The organism is Amycolatopsis sp. DSM 110486, assembly GCF_019468465.1.
Taxonomy (GTDB): domain Bacteria; phylum Actinomycetota; class Actinomycetes; order Mycobacteriales; family Pseudonocardiaceae; genus Amycolatopsis.
On record NZ_CP080519.1, the window covers coordinates 9373585 to 9397404 of the forward strand.

Annotated in this window: 24 protein-coding genes; 10 read left to right on the forward strand and 14 right to left on the reverse strand. The window is 70.6% G+C overall.

Features of this window, described 5'->3' with window-relative positions; translation table 11 throughout:
* Positions 1-70 precede the first annotated feature (70 nt).
* Complete coding sequence (gene pafA, locus K1T34_RS45280; RefSeq protein WP_220240774.1) at positions 71-1429, reverse strand: Pup--protein ligase; 1359 nt, start codon at positions 1427-1429, stop codon at positions 71-73.
* A gap of 146 nt (positions 1430-1575) precedes the next feature.
* Between pafA and K1T34_RS45285 the strand changes: the two genes are divergently transcribed.
* Positions 1576-3075 carry a bifunctional phosphatase PAP2/diacylglycerol kinase family protein gene (locus K1T34_RS45285; protein WP_220240775.1) on the forward strand — a complete coding sequence of 500 codons (1500 nt, stop codon included), beginning with the start codon at positions 1576-1578 and terminating at the stop codon, positions 3073-3075.
* 154 nt (positions 3076-3229) lie between these two features.
* Positions 3230-4417, forward strand: a complete 1188-nt coding sequence (locus K1T34_RS45290) for an esterase family protein (RefSeq protein ID WP_255638037.1) — start codon at positions 3230-3232, stop codon at positions 4415-4417.
* A gap of 87 nt (positions 4418-4504) precedes the next feature.
* Here the strand turns inward: K1T34_RS45290 and prcA are convergent, their stop codons facing one another.
* From prcA to dop, 4 genes are all read right to left on the reverse strand, one after another.
* Positions 4505-5281, reverse strand: coding sequence for a proteasome subunit alpha (gene prcA / locus K1T34_RS45295; RefSeq protein ID WP_220240777.1), 777 nt, complete (start codon positions 5279-5281; stop codon positions 4505-4507).
* 68 nt (positions 5282-5349) lie between these two features.
* Positions 5350-6216, reverse strand: a complete 867-nt coding sequence (prcB, locus tag K1T34_RS45300) for a proteasome subunit beta (protein WP_220240778.1) — start codon at positions 6214-6216, stop codon at positions 5350-5352.
* A gap of 208 nt (positions 6217-6424) precedes the next feature.
* Complete coding sequence (locus tag K1T34_RS45305; RefSeq protein ID WP_220240779.1) at positions 6425-6619, reverse strand: ubiquitin-like protein Pup; 195 nt, start codon at positions 6617-6619, stop codon at positions 6425-6427.
* A 99-nt stretch (positions 6620-6718) separates the two neighbouring features.
* Positions 6719-8221 carry a depupylase/deamidase Dop gene (dop, locus tag K1T34_RS45310; protein WP_220240780.1) on the reverse strand — a complete coding sequence of 501 codons (1503 nt, stop codon included), beginning with the start codon at positions 8219-8221 and terminating at the stop codon, positions 6719-6721.
* Between the two features lie 40 nt (positions 8222-8261).
* On the opposite strand from dop, the gene K1T34_RS45315 reads away from it, so the two are divergent.
* A complete protein-coding gene (locus K1T34_RS45315) occupies positions 8262-8774 on the forward strand; it encodes an NUDIX domain-containing protein (protein ID WP_220240781.1) in 513 nt (170 codons plus the stop codon).
* On the opposite strand, the gene K1T34_RS45320 is transcribed toward K1T34_RS45315, so the two are convergent.
* From K1T34_RS45320 to K1T34_RS45330, 3 genes are all read right to left on the reverse strand, one after another.
* On the reverse strand, positions 8765-9391 hold the full coding sequence (locus tag K1T34_RS45320; RefSeq protein WP_220240782.1) for a hypothetical protein: 627 nt from the start codon (positions 9389-9391) through the stop codon (positions 8765-8767). The genes K1T34_RS45315 and K1T34_RS45320 overlap by 10 nt on opposite strands.
* A 76-nt stretch (positions 9392-9467) precedes the next feature.
* The gene (locus tag K1T34_RS45325) at positions 9468-10391 is read right to left on the reverse strand and encodes an aldo/keto reductase (protein ID WP_220240783.1); all 924 of its coding nucleotides are present in this window, start codon (positions 10389-10391) and stop codon (positions 9468-9470) included.
* 90 nt (positions 10392-10481) lie between these two features.
* Positions 10482-10823, reverse strand: a complete 342-nt coding sequence (locus K1T34_RS45330) for a hypothetical protein (RefSeq protein ID WP_220240784.1) — start codon at positions 10821-10823, stop codon at positions 10482-10484.
* A 239-nt stretch (positions 10824-11062) separates the two neighbouring features.
* On the opposite strand from K1T34_RS45330, the gene K1T34_RS45335 reads away from it, so the two are divergent.
* Positions 11063-11362 carry a hypothetical protein gene (locus tag K1T34_RS45335; RefSeq protein ID WP_220240785.1) on the forward strand — a complete coding sequence of 100 codons (300 nt, stop codon included), beginning with the start codon at positions 11063-11065 and terminating at the stop codon, positions 11360-11362.
* A gap of 57 nt (positions 11363-11419) precedes the next feature.
* Here the strand turns inward: K1T34_RS45335 and arc are convergent, their stop codons facing one another.
* Entirely contained in the window at positions 11420-13222 is a 1803-nt protein-coding gene (gene arc, locus K1T34_RS45340; protein ID WP_220240786.1) for a proteasome ATPase, read from the reverse strand.
* 350 nt (positions 13223-13572) lie between these two features.
* On the opposite strand from arc, the gene K1T34_RS45345 reads away from it, so the two are divergent.
* On the forward strand, positions 13573-14598 hold the full coding sequence (locus tag K1T34_RS45345; RefSeq protein WP_220240787.1) for a hypothetical protein: 1026 nt from the start codon (positions 13573-13575) through the stop codon (positions 14596-14598).
* Positions 14599-14608: 10 nt separating this feature from the next.
* On the forward strand, positions 14609-15061 hold the full coding sequence (locus K1T34_RS45350) for a hypothetical protein (RefSeq protein ID WP_220240788.1): 453 nt from the start codon (positions 14609-14611) through the stop codon (positions 15059-15061).
* A 3-nt stretch (positions 15062-15064) separates the two neighbouring features.
* Here K1T34_RS45350 and K1T34_RS45355 read toward each other — a convergent pair whose 3' ends face one another.
* Both K1T34_RS45355 and K1T34_RS45360 read right to left on the reverse strand, forming a co-directional pair.
* Complete coding sequence (locus K1T34_RS45355) at positions 15065-15895, reverse strand: tRNA (adenine-N1)-methyltransferase (protein ID WP_220240789.1); 831 nt, start codon at positions 15893-15895, stop codon at positions 15065-15067.
* A gap of 81 nt (positions 15896-15976) precedes the next feature.
* Complete coding sequence (locus tag K1T34_RS45360; RefSeq protein ID WP_220240790.1) at positions 15977-17134, reverse strand: M50 family metallopeptidase; 1158 nt, start codon at positions 17132-17134, stop codon at positions 15977-15979.
* Between the two features lie 611 nt (positions 17135-17745).
* Here K1T34_RS45360 and K1T34_RS45365 point away from each other — a divergent pair.
* From K1T34_RS45365 to K1T34_RS45375, 3 genes are all read left to right on the forward strand, one after another.
* Complete coding sequence (locus K1T34_RS45365; RefSeq protein WP_220240791.1) at positions 17746-18639, forward strand: RecB family exonuclease; 894 nt, start codon at positions 17746-17748, stop codon at positions 18637-18639.
* Positions 18639-19430: a thioesterase family protein gene (locus K1T34_RS45370; protein WP_220240792.1), complete on the forward strand. Its 792-nt coding sequence runs from the start codon at positions 18639-18641 to the stop codon at positions 19428-19430. The genes K1T34_RS45365 and K1T34_RS45370 overlap by 1 nt, the downstream gene beginning before the upstream one ends.
* Positions 19431-19493: 63 nt before the next feature.
* Positions 19494-20429 carry a ParA family protein gene (locus K1T34_RS45375; protein WP_220240793.1) on the forward strand — a complete coding sequence of 312 codons (936 nt, stop codon included), beginning with the start codon at positions 19494-19496 and terminating at the stop codon, positions 20427-20429.
* A 186-nt stretch (positions 20430-20615) separates the two neighbouring features.
* Here the strand turns inward: K1T34_RS45375 and hisG are convergent, their stop codons facing one another.
* The 3 genes from hisG to K1T34_RS45390 form a co-directional block, all read right to left on the reverse strand.
* Positions 20616-21461: an ATP phosphoribosyltransferase gene (hisG, locus tag K1T34_RS45380; RefSeq protein WP_220240794.1), complete on the reverse strand. Its 846-nt coding sequence runs from the start codon at positions 21459-21461 to the stop codon at positions 20616-20618.
* A 35-nt stretch (positions 21462-21496) separates the two neighbouring features.
* Positions 21497-21760 carry a phosphoribosyl-ATP diphosphatase gene (locus K1T34_RS45385; RefSeq protein ID WP_184778231.1) on the reverse strand — a complete coding sequence of 88 codons (264 nt, stop codon included), beginning with the start codon at positions 21758-21760 and terminating at the stop codon, positions 21497-21499.
* Positions 21761-21825: 65 nt separating this feature from the next.
* The gene (locus K1T34_RS45390) at positions 21826-22512 is read right to left on the reverse strand and encodes an HAD family phosphatase (protein ID WP_255638038.1); all 687 of its coding nucleotides are present in this window, start codon (positions 22510-22512) and stop codon (positions 21826-21828) included.
* Positions 22513-22847: 335 nt separating this feature from the next.
* Between K1T34_RS45390 and K1T34_RS45395 the strand changes: the two genes are divergently transcribed.
* The gene (locus tag K1T34_RS45395; protein WP_220240795.1) at positions 22848-23762 is read left to right on the forward strand and encodes a PAC2 family protein; all 915 of its coding nucleotides are present in this window, start codon (positions 22848-22850) and stop codon (positions 23760-23762) included.
* Positions 23763-23820: the final 58 nt, after the last annotated feature.

The window sequence follows — 23820 nt, forward strand, 5'->3', positions numbered from 1 at the left end:
TGCACCGGAAATGCCCGAGGGTCGCCCCGCGTGGTGCGGGGCGACCCTCGACGGCTGCGGTCCTGGCGGGTTACAGCGAGCTGATCAGGCGTTCGACTCGCTCGTCCACCGAGCGGAACGGGTCCTTGCACAGCACGGTGCGCTGGGCCTGGTCGTTGAGCTTGAGGTGGACCCAGTCGACGGTGAAGTCGCGGCCGGCGGCCTGGGCGGCGGCGATGAAGTCGCCGCGGAGCTTCGCGCGGGTGGTCTGGGGCGGGGTGTCCTTCGCGGCTTCGATCTCGCCGTCGTCGGTGACGCGCTTGACCAGGCCCTTGCGCTGCAGCAGGTCGAAGATGCCCCGGCCGCGGCGGATGTCGTGGTAGGCGAGGTCGAGCTGGGCGATGCGGGGGCTGGAGAGGTCCAGGTCGTGCTTCGCGCGGTAGCGCTCGACGAGGCGGTGCTTGATGGCCCAGTCGATCTCGGTGTCGATCTTGGCGAAGTCCTGCTGCTCGACGGCCTCCAGCGCGCGGCCCCACAGCTCGACCACGCGCTCGTTGGCGGGGGTGGAGCCGTTTTCCTTGAGGTGCTGCACGGCGCGCGCGTGGTACTCGCGCTGGATGTCGAGCGCCGAGGCCTCGCGGCCGCCGGCGAGGCGGACCTGGCGGCGGCCGGTGAGGTCGTGGCTGATCTCGCGGATCGCCCGGATCGGGTTGTCGAGGGTGAAGTCGCGGAACTGGACGCCGGCCTCGATCATCTCGAGCACCAGGTTCGCCGACCCGATCTTGAGCATCGTGGTGGGCTCGGCCATGTTCGAGTCGCCCACGATCACGTGCAGGCGCCGGTAGCGCTCGGCGTCGGCGTGGGGCTCGTCGCGGGTGTTGATGATGGGACGCGAGCGCGTGGTGGCGCTGGAGACGCCCTCCCAGATGTGCTCCGCGCGCTGAGAGAGGCAGTACACAGCGCCGCGCGGGGTCTGCAGGACCTTGCCCGCGCCGCAGATGAGCTGGCGGGTGACGAGGAAGGGCAGCAGCACGTCGGCGATCCGGGAGAACTCGCCGGCGCGCGTCACGAGGTAGTTCTCGTGACAGCCGTAGGAATTGCCCGCGGAGTCGGTGTTGTTCTTGAACAGGAAGATGTCGCCGCCGATGCCCTCGTCGGCCAGCCGGCGCTCGGCGTCGACCAGCAGGTCCTCGAGGATCCGCTCACCGGCCTTGTCGTGCGTGACCAGTTGCGTGAGGTCGTCGCACTCGGCCGTCGCGTACTCGGGGTGCGAGCCCACGTCGAGGTAGAGCCGGGAGCCGTTGGACAGGAAGACGTTCGACGAGCGTCCCCAGGACACGACCCGCCGGAAGAGATACCGCGCGACCTCGTCGGGCGAGAGCCTGCGCTGACCGTGGAAGGTGCACGTGACCCCGAACTCGGTCTCGATGCCAAAGATCCGCCGCTGCATCTCACCAGAGTAGGCGCTGCACCCCCTTGAGCGGTGCGCCGTTCGGGCGGCGACACGCGGTCGGTACGTTGCGTGGGGTGAGAAATCGCGCGAATCCGGCGACGGAGCAACGCGACCCACGCCGGACGGAGAAGAGGTCAACAACGGTGTTGCACCAGCTCAGCCGCCCGTTCCGGAAGGTCGGGCGCACCGATCGGGCCCTGATCCGCCACAGTGCGGCCCTGCCGAGGACCCGCGCCGACGATGTTCTCGGCTGGCTTTCCAAATCCGCCAACAAGTCGCGCCTGTGGTGGGTCGTGGCCGCCGCGCTGGCCGCCCGCAAGGGTGCGACGCGCCGGGGAGCGCTGCGCGGAATGGTCGCCATCGCCGGGGCCAGCGCCGCGGCGAACCTGCTCGGCAAGCCGCTGTTCCCCCGGCGGCGCCCGGCCGAGGACGAGGTGCCCGAGCACCGGCGGCTGCGCAAGCGGCCCACGTCCTCGTCGTTCCCGTCCGGCCACGCCGCCTCGGCCGCCGCGTTCGCCACGGCCGTCGCGATGGAGTCACCGAAGGCCGGGCTCGTCGTCGCACCGCTGGCGGGCGCGGTGGCGTACTCGCGGGTGCACACCGGCGTCCACTGGCCCAGCGACGTCGGCGCCGGCCTGGTGATCGGCGTCGGGGTCGCCGCCCTGACGAGGCACTGGTGGCCGCTGCACCCCGACGTGCCCGCCCGCACCGCGCACACGGCCGAAGCGCCGGAAATGCGCGACGGCGAGGACATGCTGGCCCTGGTCAACCCGCACTCCGGCGTCGACGGCCAGGACCCGACCGAGGACGTGCGCTACGCCTGGCCCAAGGCCACGCTCCTCTACCCCGACCCGCGCCAGGACCTGCGCGACCAGCTCGCAGCCGAGATCGACGCCCGCGGCGGCACCGTGCGCGCGCTGGGCGTGGCCGGTGGTGACGGCACGGTCGCCGCGGTCGCGTCCGTGGCCGCCGAACGCGGCCTGCCGCTCGCGCTCATCCCCGCGGGCACGCTCAACCACTTCGCCCGTGACGTCGGCGTGCGCTCGATGCCCGACGCCGACGCGGCCACCGAAGCCGGCAACGCCGTCGGCATCGACCTCGGCGAGGTCGAGGTCCACGGCGCGGGCGAGCCGGAGCACCGCTGGTTCGTGAACACCGCGAGCCTCGGCGGCTACCCCGAGATGGTCCGGCTGCGCGAGAAGCTGCAGCAGAAGCACCCGAAATGGCCTGCGGCCGCGCTGGCACTCGCCCGCGTGCTGCGCCGCGCGAAACCCCTGCCCATCCTGCTCAACGACGAACCCGCCGACGTCTGGCTGATCTTCGTCGGCAACGGCACCTACTCCCCCAAGGGCTTCGCGCCGTCGCGCCGCCCGGCCCTCGACACCGGCCTGCTCGACGTGCGCTACCTGCGCGCCGACGTGCCGTACTCCCGCGCCCGGTTCCTGCTCGCGATGGTGACCAACAGCCTCAACGCCAGCCACGTCTACCAGCAACTGGACCTGCCGGAGCTGCGCGTGAAGCTGCTCGGCGGCAACCGCCGCGTCGCCACCGACGGCGAGGTCGGGCCACTCGGCAACGAGTTCACCTTCCGCGCCCGCCCCAGCGCCCTGACGATCTACCGCAACCCCGACAACCGGGCTTGACCAGCGCTTTACCCGCTCACAGCGAATCCACAGCGCCTCGTCCCTAGCGTGATCACGTCAGGTGCGGGCGACCCTGCCCGCTTCCGTTCACGGCAGGGAACCCCCTCGTGCGTTTTTCCTCATGCGATGCCACGCGCCCGGCGGTGCGGTCGTGATGCCACAGGCCGCGGTCGACCCGGTACTGCCGCCCGACATCACGGCGCAGGCGCGTGACCTCGGCCCGCTCGAGTCACCGGCGATCTGGCTGACCGCCGCCGGCGCGGCCGTCGCCGTGCTCGCCGTGACCATCGTGCTCGGGCACCACCGGCGCGCCCGCCGCTGGGGAACCGGCGGCGCGGTGGTGCTCTTCCTCCTCGCGGCCGTGACCGCCGTGAACAGCTACGTCGGCTACGTCCGCACCCCCGGCGACCTCGGCCGGCTCTTCGAACGCGGCTCCGGCGCGGCCGACGCCGTGGCGATGCTGCTCGACGACGGCGCCGACGAACCCGATGCGCCGGCCGACACCGCCGCCACCGCGCAGCACCACCCCACGGTGGTGAGCACCGGGCAACGCGTCGACGTGCTCAGCCTGCCCGACCCCGCCGACGCCGTGCCCTCGGGCGAGAACTACGTGATCCTGCCGCCCGGCTACGACGACCCGGCCAACGCCGACCACCGCTACCCCGTCGTCTACCTGATCCACGGCTACCCCTACGGCGGCCCGCGCGACTGGCTCACCTCCGGCGCCGCGCCCGACGCGCTGAGAAACCTCGAAGCCGACCACGTGATCGCCCCGATGATCGTGGTCAGCGTCGACCTCACGGCCGGCATGCCCAGCAAGGACTGGGAAGGCCTCGACGTCCCCGGCGGCCCGCAACTCGAGACCTACCTCGCCAAAACCGTCGTCACCGGCGTCGACCACCACTACCGGACCCTCGCCGACCGCCGCCACCGCGCACTCGGCGGCATGTCCGGCGGCGGCTTCGCCGCCCTCAACACCGGCCTGCACCACCTCGACGAGTTCGCCACCCTCGTGATCGCCCTGCCCTACGACGACCTCAACGACTCCATCGGCGTCCTCGACGGCCATCCCTCAGCCATCGCCGCGAACACGCCACGCCATTACCTGCCGACGATGACGTTCACCGCACCGATCTCCGTGCTCCTCGCGGCCGGCACCGGCGCCCCCACCGACGTCACCACGGCCCACCGCATCGCCGACGCGCTGCACCGCCGCGGCCAGGAAGCCGTCGTCCACACCGAACACGGCTTCAACCACACCTGGCACACCGCCCGCGCGACGCTGCCCTACCTCCTGGCCTTCGCCGACCAGAACTTCCGCAGCCCCACGCCGGCGTCCTGAACCAGTCCTGAACCAGTCGTGAAACGCCGAGTGGGCCGCCCGGAAACCCGGGCGGCCCACTCGCACGACTACTTCACTCCTTGGCCGTCACTCCTTGGCGGAGTCACCGTTCGAGTCACCCTCGGCCGGCTTCTCGGCGTCGTCCTTCGCCGGCGGCTCGGGCAGCAGCGCGTCCAGCGCCGCCCCCGTCAGCCGGCGGAACGCCCGCCGCGGCCGCGCCCGGTCCAGCACCGCGACCTCGAGCTTGATCTGGTCCGGCTCGGCAACCGCACCGTTGTTGCCGTTCGCCGTCGAAGCGGTCGCCCGCAGGCCCTCGATCGCCGTCGCCAGCGCCGTCGCCAGATCGTGCTCCGGGTCGACGGTGTCCTTCAGCTTCGTACTGATCGGCTCGGTCTGGCCACCCATCACCACGAACGGCGACTCGTCGAAGATCGACCCGTCGTAGGTCAGCCGGTACAGCTGGTCCTCCGACTGGTTCGCCCCGACCTCGGCGACACACACCTCCACCTCGAACGGCTTCAGCTGCTCGGTGAAGATGCTGCCCAGCGTCGCGGCATACGCGTTCGCCAGCGCCCGCGCGCTCACGTCACGCCGGTCGTACTGGTAGCCCTTCAGGTCCGCGTGCCGGATCCCCGCCACCCGCAGGTTCTCGAACTCCGAGTAGCGGCCCACCGCGGCGAACCCGATCCGGTCGTAGATCTCCGACACCTTGTGCAAGGTCGCCGACGGATTCTCCGCCACGAACAGCACCCCGCCGGAGTACTTCAGCACCACCACGCTCCGGCCGCGCGCGATGCCCTTGCGCGCCAGCTCGGAACGCTCCCGCATCAGCTGCTCGGGAGAGGCATACAACGGCATCGTCACGGTGTCGGCTCCACGTTCTCCGGTGTACCGGCGGTCGAAGGTTCTGCGTTCGGGAAAGTCACCGGCGATCAGCTCGGCCGGTGGTGCGTGCGCTCGGCGCGGCCGGCCACCACGGCCTCCGCCACCGCCGCCGTCTGCTCCGACGGCAGCTGCACCGCACCGGTCTCGGCGGTGATCGTGACAACGCTCGGGAAGATGCGCCGCACCAGGTCCGGCCCGCCACTCGCCGTGTCGTCGTCCGCGGCGTCGTACAACGACTCCACGGCCGCGCGCACTGCGGCGTCGACATCCGCGTCGGGGTCATACAGCTTCTTCAGCGCCGACTTCGCGAACAGCGAACCCGAACCGACACCCGCGTACCCGGCGTTCTCCTCGTAGCGCCCACCGGCGGCGTCGTACGAGATGATCCGGCCGGCGCGCTTCGCGTCCTCGGCCTCCAGGTCATAGCCCACGAACATCGGCACCACCGCCAGACCCGCCATCGCCATCTCCAGGTTGGCCTTCACCATCCCGGCCAGCTTGTTCGTCTTGCCGTCCAGCGACAGCGACACACCCTCGATCTTCTCGTAGTGCGCCAGCTCCACCGCGTACAACCGGACCATCTCCACGGCCAGGCCCGCGGTACCCGCGATCCCCACCGCCGAGTACTCGTCCGTGACGTGCACCTTCTCGATGTCCCGGCTCGCGATCAGATTCCCCGACGTCGCCCGCCGGTCACCCGCGATCAGCACACCCCCGGCGAACGTCAGCGCCACGATCGTGGTCCCGTGCGGCACCGCCAGCTCACCCGCCCCGGACGACGGCACCCGCCGCGCCGGCAACAGCTCAGGCGCCTGCGCCCGCACGAAGTCCGCGAACGACGACGAAGCCGGCGAGAAGTACGAAGCAGGCAGGCCGGGTCCCGAAAAACCCGCCCGAGGGAAGGTGTTGTCCATACGTGCTCTTGGTTCCCATCTGTATCGGCTGAAGAAACAACGCTGAGGCCGCGCGCCGAAGCCGTGCAACCCGACACAGTGCCGAGACGAACTCTGCCGCGCAACCCGTCGCCGCGCAGTATGTCGCCCGCACCGCCGAAGTCGTGCAGCGGCACGCCAACCGACAACCGCCCCCGGAAACCCGAGGGCGGCTACCGGCCGCGAACGACTACTCGCCGCCCTTCTGCACGTAGGCGCGAACGAAGTCCTCGGCGTTCTCCTCCAGCACGTCGTCGATCTCGTCGAGGATCGTGTCGACGTCCTCGCCGAGCTTCTCGCGCCGTTCCTGGCCCGCCGCTCCGGTGGCTTCGAACTCCTCGTCGGAGTCTCCACCGCCGTGCTTCTCGATCTTCTCCTGCGCCATATCGCCTCCCGGTGTGGCCGATGATTCCTAGCCTACCCAGCGGCCCCGACATTCGGGGCAACGCCGCGATCCCGATCCGCGGCCCTGTGCCGGTTCGGACTAGTCCGAACCGGTGATCGCCTCGACCAGCTCCTCGGCCGTCGCCGCCGCGTCCAGCAGCTTCCCGACGTGCGCCTTCGTGCCCCGCAGCGGCTCCAGCGTCGGGATCCGCACCAGCGACTCCTTGCCCACGTCGAAGATGACCGAATCCCACGACGCGGCCGCGATCGACGTCGCGTACTTCTCCAGAGCTCGGCCCCGGAAGTACGCCCGGGTGTCCGACGGCGGAGTCGTGATCGCCGCCTGGACCTCCTCCTCCGTGACCAGCCGCTTCATCGACCCACGCGTGACCAACCGGTTGTACAGGCCCTTCGCCAGCCGCACGTCCGAGTACTGCAAGTCCACCAGCCGCAACCGCGGCGCACCCCACGCCAGCTGGTCCCGCTCTCGGTACCCCTCCAGCAGCCGCAGCTTCGCCGGCCAGTCCAGCCGATCCGCGCACTCCTGCGGATCCCGCGTCAGCGCGTCCAGCACCTCGCCCCAGACCCGCAGGACCTCCTTCGACGCCTCGTCCGCACCCGTGCGCTCGAGGTTCGCCGACGCGATCTCGTGGTAGGCGAACTGCAGGTCCAGCCCCGAGAACTTCTTCCCGTTCGCCAGTTCGACCTTCGTCTTCAACGTCGGGTCGTGACTGATCTTGTGCACGGCCCGCACCGGCTCGTCCAGCTTCAGCTCGTCGAACCGGATCCCCGACTCGATGAGGTCCAGGATCAGCGCCGTCGTACCCACCTTCAGGTAGGTCGAGTACTCCGACAGGTTCGCGTCACCGATGATGACGTGCAGCCGCCGGTACTTGTCCGCATCCGCGTGCGGCTCGTCGCGCGTGTTGATGATCCCGCGCTTCAGCGTCGTCTCCAGGCCGACCTCGACCTCGATGTAGTCCGACCGCTGCGACAGCTGAAAACCGGCCTCTTCGCTCTGCTGGCCGATCCCGACCCGCCCCGAGCCCGTCACCACCTGCCGCGACACGAAGAACGGCGTCAACCCGGCGATGATCGCGGTGAACGGCGTCGACCGCGAACACAGGTAGTTCTCGTGCGTGCCGTAACTCGCACCCTTGCCGTCCACGTTGTTCTTGTACAGCTGCAACGGCGGCTGACCCGGCACGGACGCCGCCTTCAGCGCCGCCTCCTCCATCACCCGCTCGCCGGCCTTGTCCCAGATCACCGCGTCCCGCGCGTTCGTGACCTCAGGCGCCGAATACTCCGGGTGCGCGTGGTCCACATACAGGCGCGCGCCGTTCGTCAGAATGACGTTCGCGGCGCCCAGATCCTCCACGTCCGGGTCGTGCCCCGGCCCACCAGGACCCGTCAAGTCGAACCCGCGCGCGTCGCGCAACGGCGACTCCACCTCGTAGTCCCACCGGGCCCGGCGAGCCCGCGGAATGTCAGCAGCCGCCGCGTAGGCGAGCACCACCTGAGTCGAGGTGAGCACCGGGTTCGCCGTGGCGTCCCCAGGCACGGCGATGCCGTACTCGACTTCGGTTCCCATGATCCGACGCATACCACCACCCTACGGGGTAAGGCCGTGCGACGATGCCCCCATGCCAGGCAGTGACGAACTCGTTGCCCTCTATGACCACGCCGGCCACGTCGTCGGCCAGGCACCCCGCTCCCGCGTCCGAGCCCAAGGTCTGTGGCACGCCGCCGGCGTGGTGCTCGTCCGTTCGGGCGACGGCGAATCCGTGTACGTCCACCTCCGCACCGCGGACAAGGACATCTTCCCGTCCACCTGGGACTGCTGGGCCGGCGGTGTCGTCGCCGCGGGCGAAACCCCCGCCGACTGCGCCCGCCGCGAGCTCGCCGAAGAACTCGGCGTCCACGGAGTGGAACCGGAACCCCTGTTCACCAAGATTTACGACCAGGGCACCGTCCACTGCCACAACTTCGCCTACGAAGTCCGCTGGGACGGCCCCATCCACCACCAGGCCGAAGAGATCGCCGAAGGCCGCTGGCTCCCCCTGACCGAACTGCGCGCCTGGGTCGACGACCCCGAAAGCCCCTTCATCCCCGACGGCCGCGAAGGCGTGCAGGAGTGGTTCCGCCGCTACGGCTGAGCAACCAGCTTCGCCACGACCTTCGGCAGCAACCGCTTCGCCGCGTCCGCCGCCCGCGCCGGCGTGCTCGCCACCACGCTCAACGCCGAAACCAGCTCACCCTTCGCCAGCAGCACCGTGCAGGTCGACCCGTCGCACCACGCCCGCTGCTGCGCAACACCCGGCTGCGGCGCGATCGCGAGCACCTGACCGGCACAGTCCGCAGCGGACACCACGTCGGCACCCGACCCGCCCGCGTACGCCGTGACCTCGTGCGTGATCCCCGAACCACTCGGGTACACCCAGCTCGCCGACCGCCGCTCCCCCTGAGCCAACCCCGACAAGCACCCCGACGCCTTGCCCGGCCCGGGCGAAACGCCCTCCTCCGCAACGTCCTCATCGGACAGCAACGCGGCCGAAGCCGCCGCAGCGGCCAGAATCCGAGGATCGGGCGCGGCGGACGTGGGAGAACTCGGCGGCGCGGCAGGCGGCGGAGTCACCGGCGCGGACGTCGTCGCGTCGTTCACCGGCGTCGGATCGTCGTAGTACGTCTCGAGATCGTTGGGCCGGTTGCCGCACGCGGTCGTGAGCCCCACCAGCGCTACCGCCGCCACCGCGAGCACCTGCCGATGACGCACCTGCCGCCCCTCCGGAAGAGCCGAGAACCGCGGCCCACCCGCCGGGCGCGCGCTGCAGAGAGGGTAATGCAGCCCCTCAGTCCCACCCGAGGTGGGACCGGTGCCGCCAGTACTCCTCCGGCGTCTCCGCCAGACCCGCCAGCTCGGCCACCTCGTCCGCGGTCAGCGAAACCCGCGTGGCGGCCAGGTTCGCGGCCAGCTGCGCAGTGCTCGACGGACCCACCAGCGCCGCAGAAACCCAGTCGTTCGCCAGGACCGCGGCCACCGCGACCGCGTCCGGACCCACCCCGTGCGCGGCGGCGATGCGCGCGAGCGGCTCGGGCGCCTCCACGACCAGGCGGCCGTTGGCCAGCGTCTCCTTGACCAGCACCCGTTTCCCCGCCGCGCGCGCCTGGGCGAGCGCCCCGCCGACCGACGGCTCCAGAACGTTCCAAGTGGACTGCACCGACGAGAACACGGGCCGCCCCGCCGCTTCCAGCTCGAACGCGCGCCGCACCGCGTCCGCCTGCGCCGGCCCGGACGTGGAGAACCCGACCTCGACGCCCTGATCGGACAATCCTGCCAGCGCGTCGATCAGCGCCGCGTCGGAGAACAACGGACTGTCCACAGTGAGCGAATGCACCTGGTACAGACTCACGTGGTCGGCCAGCAAGGCCCGCGTCTCGGCCCACTGCTCGGCGAACCGCGCCGCCGAGTGCTCCTTGACCTCGTGCACCGGCGCGTCGAGCCGCCACTCGCCGGCGTAGCGGTAGCCCCACTTGCTCGACACGGTCACGTCGGTGTGGCCGGTCTCCGCGAGCCAGCTCGCGAGGAAGTCCTCGGCCAGCCCGTAGGAACGCGCGACGTCTACCCAGCGCACGCCCGCCGCGTAGGCCGCGTCGAGCACCTCGTGGGTCGCGGCGCGCATCGCCGGCACGTCCCGTGTCCCCGGCAGCTCCCGGCCCAGGTTGATGTACGCGGGCCGGCCGAGAGCGGCTAGCCCGACCGCGATGCGCTCCATTCGGTGTCCTTGTCTGTGCAGGTTTGGTGTGGTGACGGGAATGCGTTGCCGGCCACGGGTTTTTAAGACCAAGGCCAGCTGTATAGGTCGTTATACAGTTTGTTTGTGTCGGAGGATGGCGAGCCATTGTCCGGAGTTCTGGGCTTGGCGGTGGAGTTTTTCCAGCCGGGCGGCGGGCGCCCGGACGTAGCCCTTGCCGAAGACCGGGGCGATCTGGCGGAGGCTGGCGCCTTCCTCGCGGGCGGCGAGCAGGGCCCAGTCGGACGCGTCGGCACAGGCGGCGGACGCGCGGCGCAACTCCCCCAGCAGGTCGATGAGGTCGTTGGCGTTCAGCTCCCCCGCCTGGACGGCGGCCGCGGTCGTCTCCAGCCAGGTCAGGACGTCGGCTTCGGTGATCGGGGCGCGCGGGCGCGGCGTGTCGTCGGTGCTCACAGCCGTGAAGTATAGGTCGTTATACACCAGACTTGGATGAGATGGCCGATAACCGCTGGTCTCGCGGCGTGGCGAGCCGTTGACTGGCCACGAGTGTGGCAGTCGATCAGGAGGGGCATGACCGGGCAGTTCGGTATCAGTGCGCGATTCGTCGCGCTGGCAGTGGTGTGGGGCGCGAGTTTCCTGTTCTGAGTTGTCTGCCCCGCCTCCGGCAGGGCGGAGCCGGGGCAGACAACACAGTGGCGTTCGGGCAGGTCGGCTTCGCGACCGTGCTGCTCTTACTGCTGGCCCCCCTGGTGGCGACCCAGCCGATGCACCTCAGCGCCGCCGTGGTGGTCAGCATGCTCACGCTGAGCGTGCTGGGAACGAGGATCGCGTATGTGTGGAACACACGCGTAGTAGCGGCCTGGGGCGCGGCACACGCATCGTCGGTGACTTACCTCACATCCGGGGTGGGCGTGGTGCTCGGAATCCTCGCGTCGCACGGGAAACTCTCGCTTCGTCGACGGCAGACCGCGAGCGTGGCCGGAAAGGTGTGAAACGCAGGCGTGGGGCCGCCGGCGAACCGGCGGCCCCACGTCGGGGTACTGCGTTTTCTACAGGTACTGACCCGTGTTCGTGGCGGTGTCGATCGCCCGCCCCGAGTCCTGGTTCTTGCCGGTGACGAGCGTGCGGATGTAGACGATCCGCTCACCCTTCTTGCCGGAGATCCGGGCCCAGTCGTCCGGGTTCGTGGTGTTCGGCAGATCCTCGTTCTCTGCGAACTCGTCGACGATCGCGTCCAGCAGGTGCTGCACGCGCAAGCCGGGCTGCTGGGTCTCCAGCACCGACTTGATGGCCGATTTCTTCGCCCGGTCCACGATGTTCTGGATCATCGCGCCCGAGTTGAAGTCGCGGAAGTACAGGACTTCCTTGTCCCCGTTGGCGTAGGTCACCTCGAGGAACCGGTTTTCGTCGCTCTCCTCGTACATGCGCTCGACCGTGTGCTGGATCATCGCGTCGAACGTGGCCTTCTGGTCCCCGCCGAACTCCGCCAGGTCGTCGGCGTGGATCGGCAGGCCCTCGGCCAGGTACTTGGAGAAGATGTCCTTCGCGCCTTCGGCGTCCGGACGCTCGATCTTGATCTTCACGTCGAGCCGGCCCGGCCGCAGGATCGCCGGGTCGATCATGTCCTCACGGTTGGAGGCGCCGATGACGATGACGTTCTCCAGCCCTTCCACACCGTCGATCTCCGACAGCAGCTGCGGCACGATCGTGGTCTCCACGTCGGAGGACACGCCCGAACCACGGGTGCGGAAGATGGAATCCATCTCGTCGAAGAACACGATGACGGGAGTGCCCTCGGAGGCCTTCTCCCGAGCCCGTTGGAAGATCAGGCGGATGGACCGCTCGGTCTCACCGACGAACTTGTTGAGCAGCTCGGGGCCCTTGATGTTCAGGAAGTAGGACTTCCCGTCCTCCTTGTCGCCCCGCGCCTGCGCGACCTTCTTGGCCAGGGAGTTGGCCACCGCCTTGGCGATGAGCGTCTTCCCGCAGCCCGGGGGCCCGTAGAGCAGCACACCCTTCGGCGGCCGCAGCTGGTATTCCTGGTAGAGATCGGCGTGCAGGAACGGCAGCTCCACCGCGTCGCGGATCTGCTCGATCTGCCTGCTCAGGCCACCGATGTCCTCGTAGCGGACGTCGGGCACCTCCTCCAGCACCAGGTCCTCGACCTCGGCCTTCGGCACGCGCTCGTACGCGTACCCGACCTTCGTGTCCACGAGCAGCGAGTCGCCAGGCTTGAGCGGCTGCTCGGCCAGCGGTTCGGAGATCAGGACAACCCGCTCCTCGTCCGCGTGCCCCACCACGAGAGCACGGGGCACGCCGCCCTCGTCCTCGGGTGCGAGCACCTCACGCAGTGCGCACACCTCACCGGTGCGCTCGAAATCGCCGCCTTCGACGACGGTGAGTGCCTCGTTGAGACGCAGCGCCTGACCACGGCGCAGCGACGAGATCTCCACGGCCGGCGACACCGAGACCCGCATCTTGCGGCCCGCGGTGAAGACGTCCACCGTGTTGTCCTCGTACGAGGTGACGAAGACCCCATAGCCGCTCGGCGGCTGGGCCAGCCTGTCGACCTCTTCGCGGAGGGCAAGCAGCTGACCACGCGCCTCGCGCAGGGTCTCGACCAGTTTCGTGTTGCGCTCGGTGAGCTGGCTCACCCGTTCGGACGCCTCGGCGAGGCGCTGTTCGAGAACTCGGTTCTGCCGCGGCGAATCGGTGAGTTTGCGACGCAACAGCGCCACTTCCTCCTCGAGAAAACGGATCTGCCGGGCTTGTTGTTCCGCCGTCTGCCCAGCTCCGCCTGTTGCTGAAGGGTCGGCCTCCTCGCGCCGACCTCCGGGAAGGTCATGATGCATCGGGCACCTCCTCGGAGTGCTTTTCATTCCACGGTACCGGCGATCACCGACAATAAAAGGCCTTTCCGCATCACAAGATCGGCGCGTCGCGATTTCCGCACCCGCTCAGCACGGTCGTCACGGATGCGCAAGCGGCCGATTCGGTGCCCGGACACCGGAGGCCGTCACGCCGTGTTCCACCAGGCGAAAGCAAGCACGGTGCAGGTACCCCTCGGCCCCGCCGGCAACCCCGGTTTCGCCGGATTCCGGCCTGAGCGCACGGATCCCGGGCGGCCTGGCTAGCATCCCCCGGGGTTCACCTCACCCGGTGGCCAGGTCGGCACGCGAAGGAACACTAGGGGGCACCACACATGACCTACCCGCCGCAGCAGCCCGGTGGTCACGGCCAGCAGGGCGGTGGCTACGGAGGTTACGGGCAGCAGCCGAATCCCTACGGACAGTCCCAGCAGGGCCCAGGTCAGCCCCCGTCCGGCCCTCAGCCGCAGCCCGGCTACCCCGGCGGGCAGCCCCACGGCGGGCAGCAGCAGCCGGGCACCTGGCCCCCGCAGGGCGGGTACCCGCAGTCCGGTCCGCAGCAGCAGCCGGGCTACCCGGCTCAGCAGCCCCCGCCCTTCGGGCAGCAAGATCCGTACTCCCAGCCGCCGCAGTACGGGCAGCAAGATCCCTACCAGCCCCACGGCGGGCCCCAGCAGTACGGGCAGCAAGATCCGTACCAGCAGGGTGGAACGCAGCAGTTCGGGCAGCCGGAGGGCCACCAGCAGGGCGGTTTCGGCGATCAGTACGGCCAACCGGGTGGTTATCAGTCCTTCGGCGGCTACAACGAGCAGCCTCCGAAGAAAAAGAAGACCGGCCTGATCGTCGGGATCGCCGTCGGCGTGGTGGTCGTGGTGGGTGCCGCGATCGGTCTCGTCATCGGGCTTTCGGGTGACGACAAGGACAAAACCGACACCGCGGCCCCGCCGGCGCCCCCGGCCGTGAGCAGCCCGGGCGGGGGCCTGCCGAACACCGGCGCGCCGACCCAACCCAGCACGAGCACCGGTTCGACCCCGTCGACGGGGTCGGCCTCCGGCAGCAACTCGCCCGCACCCGGCGGGAAACAAAGCGCGCAGGAGCTGTTCCAGGCCGCCGCGGACGACTTCACCAGCGGCGACGGTGCCGCGCTCGCCGGACTGGCCTGCCGCAGCCTCTACAACGGTGGCGCCGTGGACATCCCGACCACCCAGATCCAGCTCACGGGCGCCGCACAGGAGAACGGCAACACTGCGTCCGTGCGGTACAAGGCCACGCAGGGCGCGAAAACGGCGAACGGGACGATGACCTCGAAGCGCGAGGCCGGCGTCTGGTGCCTGGTCGACGCCCAGGCGGACAAGCAGTGAGACCCCGGCGGTGAGTGGCAGACTCACCGCCGGGCTCGTCGTGCTCGGCGCTCTCGTGGCCGGCGCGGTGCTCGGCCTGGTGCTGGTCGCACCGGCCGGGCCCTCACCGCCACCGCCTGTAGTGCCTGCCCAGCCTGCGAGCGTCCCCCCGTTTTCCTTGCCCGCGAGCGACGCGGACGTCGCCGCGACGAACGTACTCGCCAACGCCATCGTCGACGCCATCAAGCGCGGCGACGCCACGGAGTTCGGCCGGCTCACGTGCGAACCGCAGACGTCCCAGGCTCTGGCCCGACTGCAGTCCCAGTGGGACGCGGCGGGACCGCTCACCGTCACCCTCGCCGGGCCGCCGAACGTGGCCGGGGACTCGGCCGGCGTCACCGTGCACGTGGAAGGCGCGGGCGGGCGCAAGGACACGCCGTTCCCGATGCACCGGGAAAACGGCCGATGGTGCGTGCCGGGCTAGGCCTCAGCCCTTGCCCTTCGCGGGCCGGCGCGACACGCGCGGGGACACCGTGCCGTCGGCGAGCCGGCGCGCGGTGAGCAGGAACGCCGTGTGCGCCACCATCCGGTGGTCCGGCCGCACCGCGAGGCCGACGACGTGCCACGGGCGCATCAGCGTCTCCCACGACTCCGGTTCGGTCCAGCACTGCTGTTCCCGCAACGACTCCGTCACGCGGGAAAGCTGTGTGACGGTCGCCACGTACACCGTGAGGACACCACCCGGCACGAGGTGCGCGGCGACGTTCGGCAGCTGGTCCCACGGCGCGAGCATGTCGAGCACGACCCGGTCGACCTCGCCGGCGTGCGTAGCCAGGTCCGCGACGGTGAGCGTCCAGTTGTCCGGCTTCTCGCCGAAGAACTTCACGACGTTGCGCTCGGCGTGCTCCGCGTGGTCGTCGCGGATCTCGTAGGAGGACACGTGCCCGGCCGGGCCGACGGCGCGCAGCAGCGAGAGCGTCAGCGCGCCCGAGCCGGCACCGGCTTCGAGCACGCGCGCACCCGGGAAGATGTCGCCCCACATCACGATCTGCGACGCGTCCTTGGGGTAGATCACCTGGGCGCCGCGCGGCATGGACAGCACGTAGTCCGGCAGCAGGGGCCGCAGCGCGAGGTAGTTGCTGCCGCCGGCCGAGGTCACCACGGAGCCCTCAGGGAGCCCGATCAGCTCGTCGTGCGCGAGCGCACCGCGGTGCGTGTGGTACTCGCCGCCCTCGGCGAGCGTGAGGGTGTAGTGCCGGCCCTTCGAGTCCGTCAACTGAACCCGGTCTCCTGCGCGAAACGGTCCGCTGACCGACAACTTCTTCCTCCACCTCACACGCGAAACGCTGGCGTCAGATCCTCGCAGGTCGTCCGCGCGGGTCGCCGGTCGGGTGCACTCTCAGTGAGCGTGGCGGCCGCGCACGAGCGCGGCCCGGAGGTCTTCGCGGCGCAGCACGCCGGCGGGGCGGCCCTCGTCGTCGACCACGAGGAACTGCCACGCGGGGGTTTCGCGCACGCGCTCGGCGATCTCCTCCCCCGGCTCCGAGGCCAGCAGCACCGTTTCGGCACGGATCGGCTCGGCCGCGAGCTCCGCCGGGGCGTGCGGGTGGGTCCCGGCCAGCTGTTCGGCGGCCTGCTCGTCGAGCAGCCCCGCGGCGACCCCGTCGGCGCGCACGAGGACGACCCCGCGGCCGGCCGAGGCGGCGAGCGCGTCGGACACCGGGCTTTCCGCGGGCAGCTGCAGAACGGGGCGGACCAGCGCAGCCAGCTCGAGGCCGTCGGGCCAGCTGCGCCGGGCTTCGGCCGCGAGCTCCGAACGGGCGCCGAGGATCACGAACCAGGCCGTGACCACGCAGACGCCGAGCCGCAGCCAGCGGTCCTCGCTCTGGGTGGCCAGGCCCCACAGTGCCCACACGATCAGGCCCGTCGCGACCACCGCGCCCCCGGCCACTGCGGCGCGCGTGCCCTTGGCGCGCATCCCCGTCGCGGCCCAGACGCCGGCCCGCACAAGGCGGCCGCCGTCGAGCGGCAGCCCGGGGAGCAGGTTGAACACGCCCACCGCGAAGTTCGCCACAGCGCACTCCGCGACCAGCAGCCACACCGCACCGTCCGGCGGAACGGCGAGCATCAGCAGGGCACAGAACCCGCCCAGCACCAGCGAGACCGCCGGCCCGGCCGCGGCCACCAGCCCTTCCTGCCCGGGCCGGCGCGGCGTTCGCGCGACCTCGGACAGCCCACCGAGCAAGAACAGCCGCAGCCGGCGCACGGGAATCCCCAACCGCAGCGCCACGAGGCAGTGCCCCAGCTCGTGCGCGAGCACCGACAGCCCCAGCAACACCGCGAACGCGGCCGCCAGCAGCCACGACGTGGGCGTCGACGCGTCCGGCAGCAGCCGCCCCACCAGCGGCGCGTACAGCACCACGATGATCAGCGACCCGATCCACCACGACGGCGCCAGCAGCACCGGCACCCCGGCCACCCGGAACAGCAGCAGCCCGCCGTCGCCGGGCGTGGCGCGCCGGGACGGCCCGGCACCGTGCTGTCGGGTCGCGGCCATGCGGGCAAGAGTAGGGGTCAAGGTGTGGGAAGGGAGTGACCTGTGTCTTTTGCCCCGCCTACGGCGTGGCGTGCTGTGTTGTCTGCCTCGGCTCCGCGTTGTCTGCCTCGGCTCCGCCGAGGCGTGCGAGATCGCCTTTGAGCCGGCGTTTCGATCGAGCGGTCTGATCGGCCGGGGGCCGATCGCACGCTCGATCGAAACGCCGGCGCGATCTCGCTGGTGGGTCGCCTCGACAGCTGGCGGCACGATCTCCCGCTGGGATTGCCTCGTCAGCGCGGCGAGGCGGCAGAGCGCGGATGGCAGTCGTCCGAACGCGGCGGGTGTGGTCGTGGGCAAAGCCGACTGCCGTCCCCTCGCCGCCACCCCGACACGCCCGACCCCACCACCAAACGCACCCTCCCTCCCAACTCCCCCCACCGGGCCAGCCCCTCACTCACCTTCCCAAGTCAACTCACCAGCGAGGTCGCGTCGGTGTTTCGACGAGGGCGGTGCGATCGGCCGCCAGGCCGATCCGACCGCCCTCGTCGAAACACCGACTCAAAGGCGACCTCGCACGCCCCGGCGGAGCCGGGGCCAACAATCCTGTCGGTGCCCAGCGTTACGCTCTGGCCATGCCCGACACCGCTACGGTCATCACCCCACCGGGAACCGGTGACGCGCCCGTCCGCAGGCGGCCGGCGCTGTCGCCGTCACGTGCCAGCGATTTCAAACAGTGTCCGCTCCTCTACCGATTCCGGGCCGTCGACCGGCTGCCCGAGGTGCCCACGAAGGCCCAGGTGCGCGGGACGCTCGTGCATGCCGTGCTGGAACGGCTGTTCGGTCTGCCCGCGGGTGAGCGCGTGGCGCCGCGGGCGAAGGATCTGCTGGCGCCCACGTGGGCGGAGCTGTCGGCCGCGAGTCCGGAGTGGACCGAGTTGTTCACGGACGCCGAGGAGGGCGAATCCGACAAGTGGCTGGCGTCGGCGGAGAAGCTGCTCGACGCGTATTTCGAGCTGGAGGACCCGCGCCGGCTGGAGCCGGAGGCGTGTGAGCTGCACGTGGAGATCGAGCTGGGCTCGGGGGTGCTGCTGCGCGGGTACATTGACCGCGTGGACGTGGCGCCGACGGGCGAGATCCGCGTGGTGGACTACAAGACCGGGGCCGCGCCGCGTGAGATCGGCGAGGCCAAGGCGATGTTCCAGATGAAGTTCTACGCCGTGGTGCTGTGGCGGCTGCGCGGCATCGTGCCGCGGCAGCTGAAGCTGATGTACCTCACCGACGGCCAGTCGCTCGCCTACACGCCCGACGAAGCGGAGCTGGTGAGGTTCGAGCGCACGCTGGAAGCCATCTGGCAGGCGATCCTCAAGGCGGGCAAGACCGGCGACTTCCGGCCCAACCCGGGCAAGCTGTGCTCGTGGTGCGACCACCAGGCGCACTGCCCGGAGTTCGGCGGCACTCCGCCGGAGTACCCCGGCTGGCCGGAACCCGACGCGGGCGAAGAGACCGCACTGGACCGGGCCGACTGATGGCCGACGCGTTCTACGTCCCGCTCGGCGACGAGCGGTACGCCGCGACCGAGCACACCAGCGGTCCCTGGGTACCCGGCGCGCAGCACTTCGGGCCACCGTCGGCGCTGCTCGCGCGCGGGCTGGAACAGCTCGAAGCGCCGCACCCGGCGCTGATCGCGCGCGTGACCATCGAGATCCTCGGGCCGGCGCCCGTCGCGGAACTGGACCAGCGGTCGTGGATCGAGCGGCCGGGCCGGTCGGTGGAGCTGTTGCAGTCGGAGCTGTCCGCGGGCGGCAAGCTGATCGCCCGGGCCAGCGCGTGGCGGATCGCGACCACCGACACCACGAGCGTCGCGACCGACGCCGGTCCCCTGCTGCCCTCGGCCGAGGTGGGCACGGAGACGACGTTCCCCGCCGACTGGCGCGGCGGTTACCTCAACGCCGTCGAGTGGCGGGCCGTGCGCGGCAGCATCTCGGCACCGGGCCCGGCCGCGGTGTGGGGCCGGCAGCGGATCCCGCTCGTCGACGGCGAGGAGCCCACCGGGTTGCAGCGGCTGTTCGCGGTCGCGGACTCGGCCAACGGCGTGTCCCACTTCCTGCCCACCGACGACTGGTGGTTCATCAACTCGGAGCTCACGGTCCACCTGCGCCGGGCGCCGGAGGGCGAGTGGATCGGGCTTGACGCCGTGACCTTGGTCGGCCCGCACGGCGTCGGCACCGCCACGAGTACTCTGCACGACGGCTCCGGTCCGATCGGCACCGGCGCGCAGGCTCTGCTCGTCCGGCCGCGACAGGCCCAAAACGGATAACCGCGCGCCCGCGCCCCAGATCCAATAACCTTCGCGGAACGACCGACAAGGGAGCGCTCCGGCATGCAGATCACCTCGGTGGTCAACCAGAAAGGCGGGGTCGGCAAGACCTCACTCAGCGTGGGCGCGGCCGCGGCGTTGGCCGAACGCGGCCGGCGCGTGCTGCTGATCGACCTCGACCCGCAGGGGCACGCGACGACCGAGATGCTCGGCCTGGCTGAGGCGTCCGGTGACACACCCACGCTCGCGAAGGCGCTCACGAAGCTCTGGAAGGGCCCGATCGAGGAGCTCGCGGTGCCGCACCCGCGCAGCAACCTCGGCCGCGGCGGCGCGTTCGACGTGATCCCGACGTCGCCGGGCATGTTCGACCTGATCCGCCGGCTGGACTCGTTCCGCGTGCCGGGCTGGCAGCTCGCGCGCGTGATCCAGTTCGCGAACTACGACCACGTGGTCATCGACTGCCCGCCCGCGCTCGACGTGCTGACCAACAACGCACTCGCGGCGTCACACGGAATCCTGGTGCCGGTGCAGCCGGACAAAACGAGCATCCGCGCGCTGCGGCTGCTCGGCGACCAGGTGCGCTACGTGGAACAGACCACCGGCCGCACGCCGATCGCGTGGTACGGGATCGTGCCCGGGCTCTACCGCCGCCCGATCTCCCACTACGCGGCCGCCGCGCTACAGGAGATGCACAGCTTCGGCGTCCCGATGCTCTCGCACGTACCGCTCGGCGTCGTGATGAACGAGGCCGCGGCCAACGGCGTTCCCGTCACCACGTACGCCCCGGAAACCCTGCAGGCCCTGTCGTTCCGCGAGATCGCCGAAACCCTCGACGGCTACCTGGCCCAGAACCCCGGCCCCACCGAAGTCCCGGCCGACGACGAGTTCGTCTTCGAGGACTTCATCTCCGAAGTCGCGATGACCCGCAACGCCAACGACAACGGCGCCCGCAAAAAGCTCTACGACTTGATGCCCAAACGCCCTACCCGGCCGAGGTAGCTGTCTGTCCTTATCGGACGGTCAGCTCAAAGGCGAACCGCTGGGTGACCACAGCGCGAGATCGCGCCGGCGTTTGAATCGAGCGATGCGATCGGCCCCCGGCCGATCAGATCGCTCGATTCAAACGCCGGCTCAAAGGCGATCTCGCACGCCTCGGCGGAGCCGAGGCAGAAAACACAGCTTTGATTACAACCGGCAGGAGCGGATGTCCGAGGCGAGGATCGCCTTGGCGCCCACTTCGGCGAGTTCGTCCATGATCTGGTTGACCTTCTTGCGCGGCACCATCGCGCGCACGGCGACCCAGTCCTCGTCGGCCAGCGGGGCGACCGTCGGCGACTCCAGGCCCGGGGTGATGGCGATGGCCTGCTCCAGCAGCGTGCGCGGGCAGTCGTAGTCGAGCATCATGTACTGCTGCGCGAACACGACACCCCGCAGCCGCGCTGCCAGCTGGCTCTTCGCCTTCGCCGAGTCGCTGCCCGCGCGCTGCAGCAGCACGGCCTCCGACACGCAGATCGGGTCGCCGAAGGCCACCAGGTTGTGCTGGCGCAGCGAGCGACCGGACTCGACCACGTCCGCGATCGCGTCGGCGACGCCGAGCTGGATCGAGATCTCCACGGCGCCGTCGAGGCGGATCACCTCGGCCTCCACGCCGTGGCGTGCCAGGTCCTCACGTACGAGCCGCGGGTACGAGGTCGCGAGACGCTTGCCCTGCAGGTCGGCCGGCTTCCAGTCCTGGCCCGCCGGGGCGGCGTAGCGGAAGGTGGACCCGCCGAAGCCGAGCGCGAGCATCTCCTCGACCGGCGCGCCCGAGTCGAGCGCGAGGTCCCGGCCGGTGATGCCGAGGTCCAGCTCGCCGGAGCCGACGTAGATCGCGATGTCCTTGGGGCGCAGGAAGAAGAACTCGACCTCGTTGACCTGGTCGAGCACGGTCAGGTCCTTCGAGTCATGTCGCTTGCGGTAGCCCGCCTCGGAAAGCATCTCGGCCGCCGCCGCGGCGAGGGCTCCCTTGTTAGGCACGGCAACACGCAGCATGTGACTCTCTCCTCGATCTCCGGTGCGCGAACGCGTCACAGGTAGCGGTAAACGTCCTCGGTCGAGATCCCCCGGCCGAGCATGAGTACCTGGACCCGGTACAGCAGTTGCGAGATCTCCTCCGCGAGGCGGTCGTCGGACTCGTGCTCGGCGGCGATCCACACCTCGCCGGCTTCCTCGAGCACCTTCTTGCCCTGTGCGTGCACCCCGTCGTCGAGGGCGACGACGGTGCCGGACCCGTCGGGACGGGTGCGGGCGCGCTCGGCAAGCTCCGCGAACAGCTCATCGAAGGTCTTCACGGTCTGCAGATCCTTCCATCCCGCACGGGCGGGCGCTGCCCCGGGTGACCCCGATGCCGCAAGGGTCACACTCGCGGCAGCAACGCGGCCAGCGCGGCCACGTCGACGCCCGCGAGCGACTCGCGGAACACCCGCCCCGGCCCCGCCGGAACCTCCACGTCGTTCGGGACCACGAGCACCGAGCAGCCTGCGCTCTCGGCCGACTCCGCGCCCGGCGGCGAGTCCTCCACCGCGACGCACCGCTCCGGCGGCACGCCGAGCAGCTCGGCGGCCTTGAGGTACGGCCTCGGGTGCGGCTTGTTCAGCCCGTCGACCTCGTCACCGCACACCGTGACGTCGAAGAACTCGCGGCCGATCGTCTGCAGCGCCAGCTCCGTCAGCGCGCGCTCGGTCGACGTGACCAGCGCCGAAGGGATGCCGGCGGCCTTCACCGCGGCCAGCGCCTCGCGCGCGCCCGGGCGCCACGGCAGCGCGTCGTCGAACAGGCCCGCCGTGCGCCGTCGGATCCACGCGCCGGTCTCGGCGACCGACTCCGGCGTGACCTCCCGCGCGGTCACCTCCAGCAGGTAGGTGGCCGTGGCGTCCATGTTGGACCCCACGAGCGTCATCCGCTGCTCCTCGGACAGCCTGCCGCCGAGCGCTTCCGCGCACTCGTACAGCGCGACGTCCCAGAGCTTCTCGGAATCGACGAGCGTGCCGTCCATGTCCCACAGGACGGCGCCCAGTCCGTCCGAAGAGGACGGTGCAGTCACGGTTTCTCCTTGTCGGTGCGTCGGCGGGTGGACGGACGGCCGCGGCGCACCCGCACGAATCCGCCCCGAAAGAGTGGGCTTGCCTCGCGCCGGCGGCGGCCCCGGACCGTCCACCGGGGGGACCGGGCACGACGGCGGGCCGGATCGTCTCCAGTATCCCATCCGCATCGCGCCGCCGGGCGGGGGCGCCGCGCACCGTCCACAAGGCGCTGAGCTGCGGCTCCCCGGCGTGTCCCGCACACCGGTACCCGGGCGCCGCGCGCGGGCGGCGGTGGTGACGGCGCGCGGTCGGACATGCTGCACAGGTTACGGGCGAAGGGTCGTAGGCTGGGAAGGTGAGTGAGCCAGTCGACGAGACCCAGCGACCCGGAGACCCGGATCGCGCCCGCCCGGAATCGAAGCGCCCCCTGATGGTGGTGGCCTTCGAAGGCTGGAACGACGCTGGCGACGCGGCCAGCCGCGCGATCGAGCATCTGCAGCTCAACTGGGACGCCACCCCGCTGGCGGAGCTGGAGCCGGACGACTACTACGACTTCCAGGTCAGCAGGCCGACCATCAGCATGGTCGACGGCGTGACCCGGCAGGTGGAGTGGCCGACCACGCGCCTGTCCATCTGCCGGCCCGAGGGGCTCGACCGCGACGTGGTGCTGGTGCAGGGCCCCGAGCCGAACATGCGCTGGCGCGCGTTCTGCGCGGAGCTGCTGGAGCACATCATGCAGCTCGACGTGGACACCGTCGTCGCGCTGGGCGCGCTGCTGGCCGACACCGCGCACACGCGGCCCGTCCCGGTCACCGGGACCGCCTACGACAAGGACACCGCCAGCCGGTTCCGCCTCGAGCTGAACAACTACCAGGGGCCGACCGGGATAGTGGGCGTGCTGCAGGACTACTGCGTGCAGGCCGGCATCCCCGCCGTGTCGATCTGGGCGGCGGTGCCGCACTACGTGTCGCACCCGCCGTCCCCGAAGGCGACCCTGGCGCTGCTGCACAAGCTCGAGGATGTCCTCGACGTCGAGATCCCGCTGGGCGCGCTGCCCGAGCAGTCCGAGGAGTGGCAGCGGACCGTCAGCGAGATGGCCGACGAGGACGAGGAGATCAGCGAGTACGTCCGCAGCCTCGAAGAACGCGGCGACGCGGAAACCGACTTCACCATGGAGGAGGTCTCCGGCGACAAGATCGCGGCCGAGTTCGAGCGCTACCTGCGCCGGCGCCGCCCGGGCCAGGAGGGCGGGGGCTTCGGCCTCCGCTGAGCCGCTACCCAGCCGGAATGGCCCCTGCCGCACTCGCGGCGGGGGCCTTTCCCGTCTC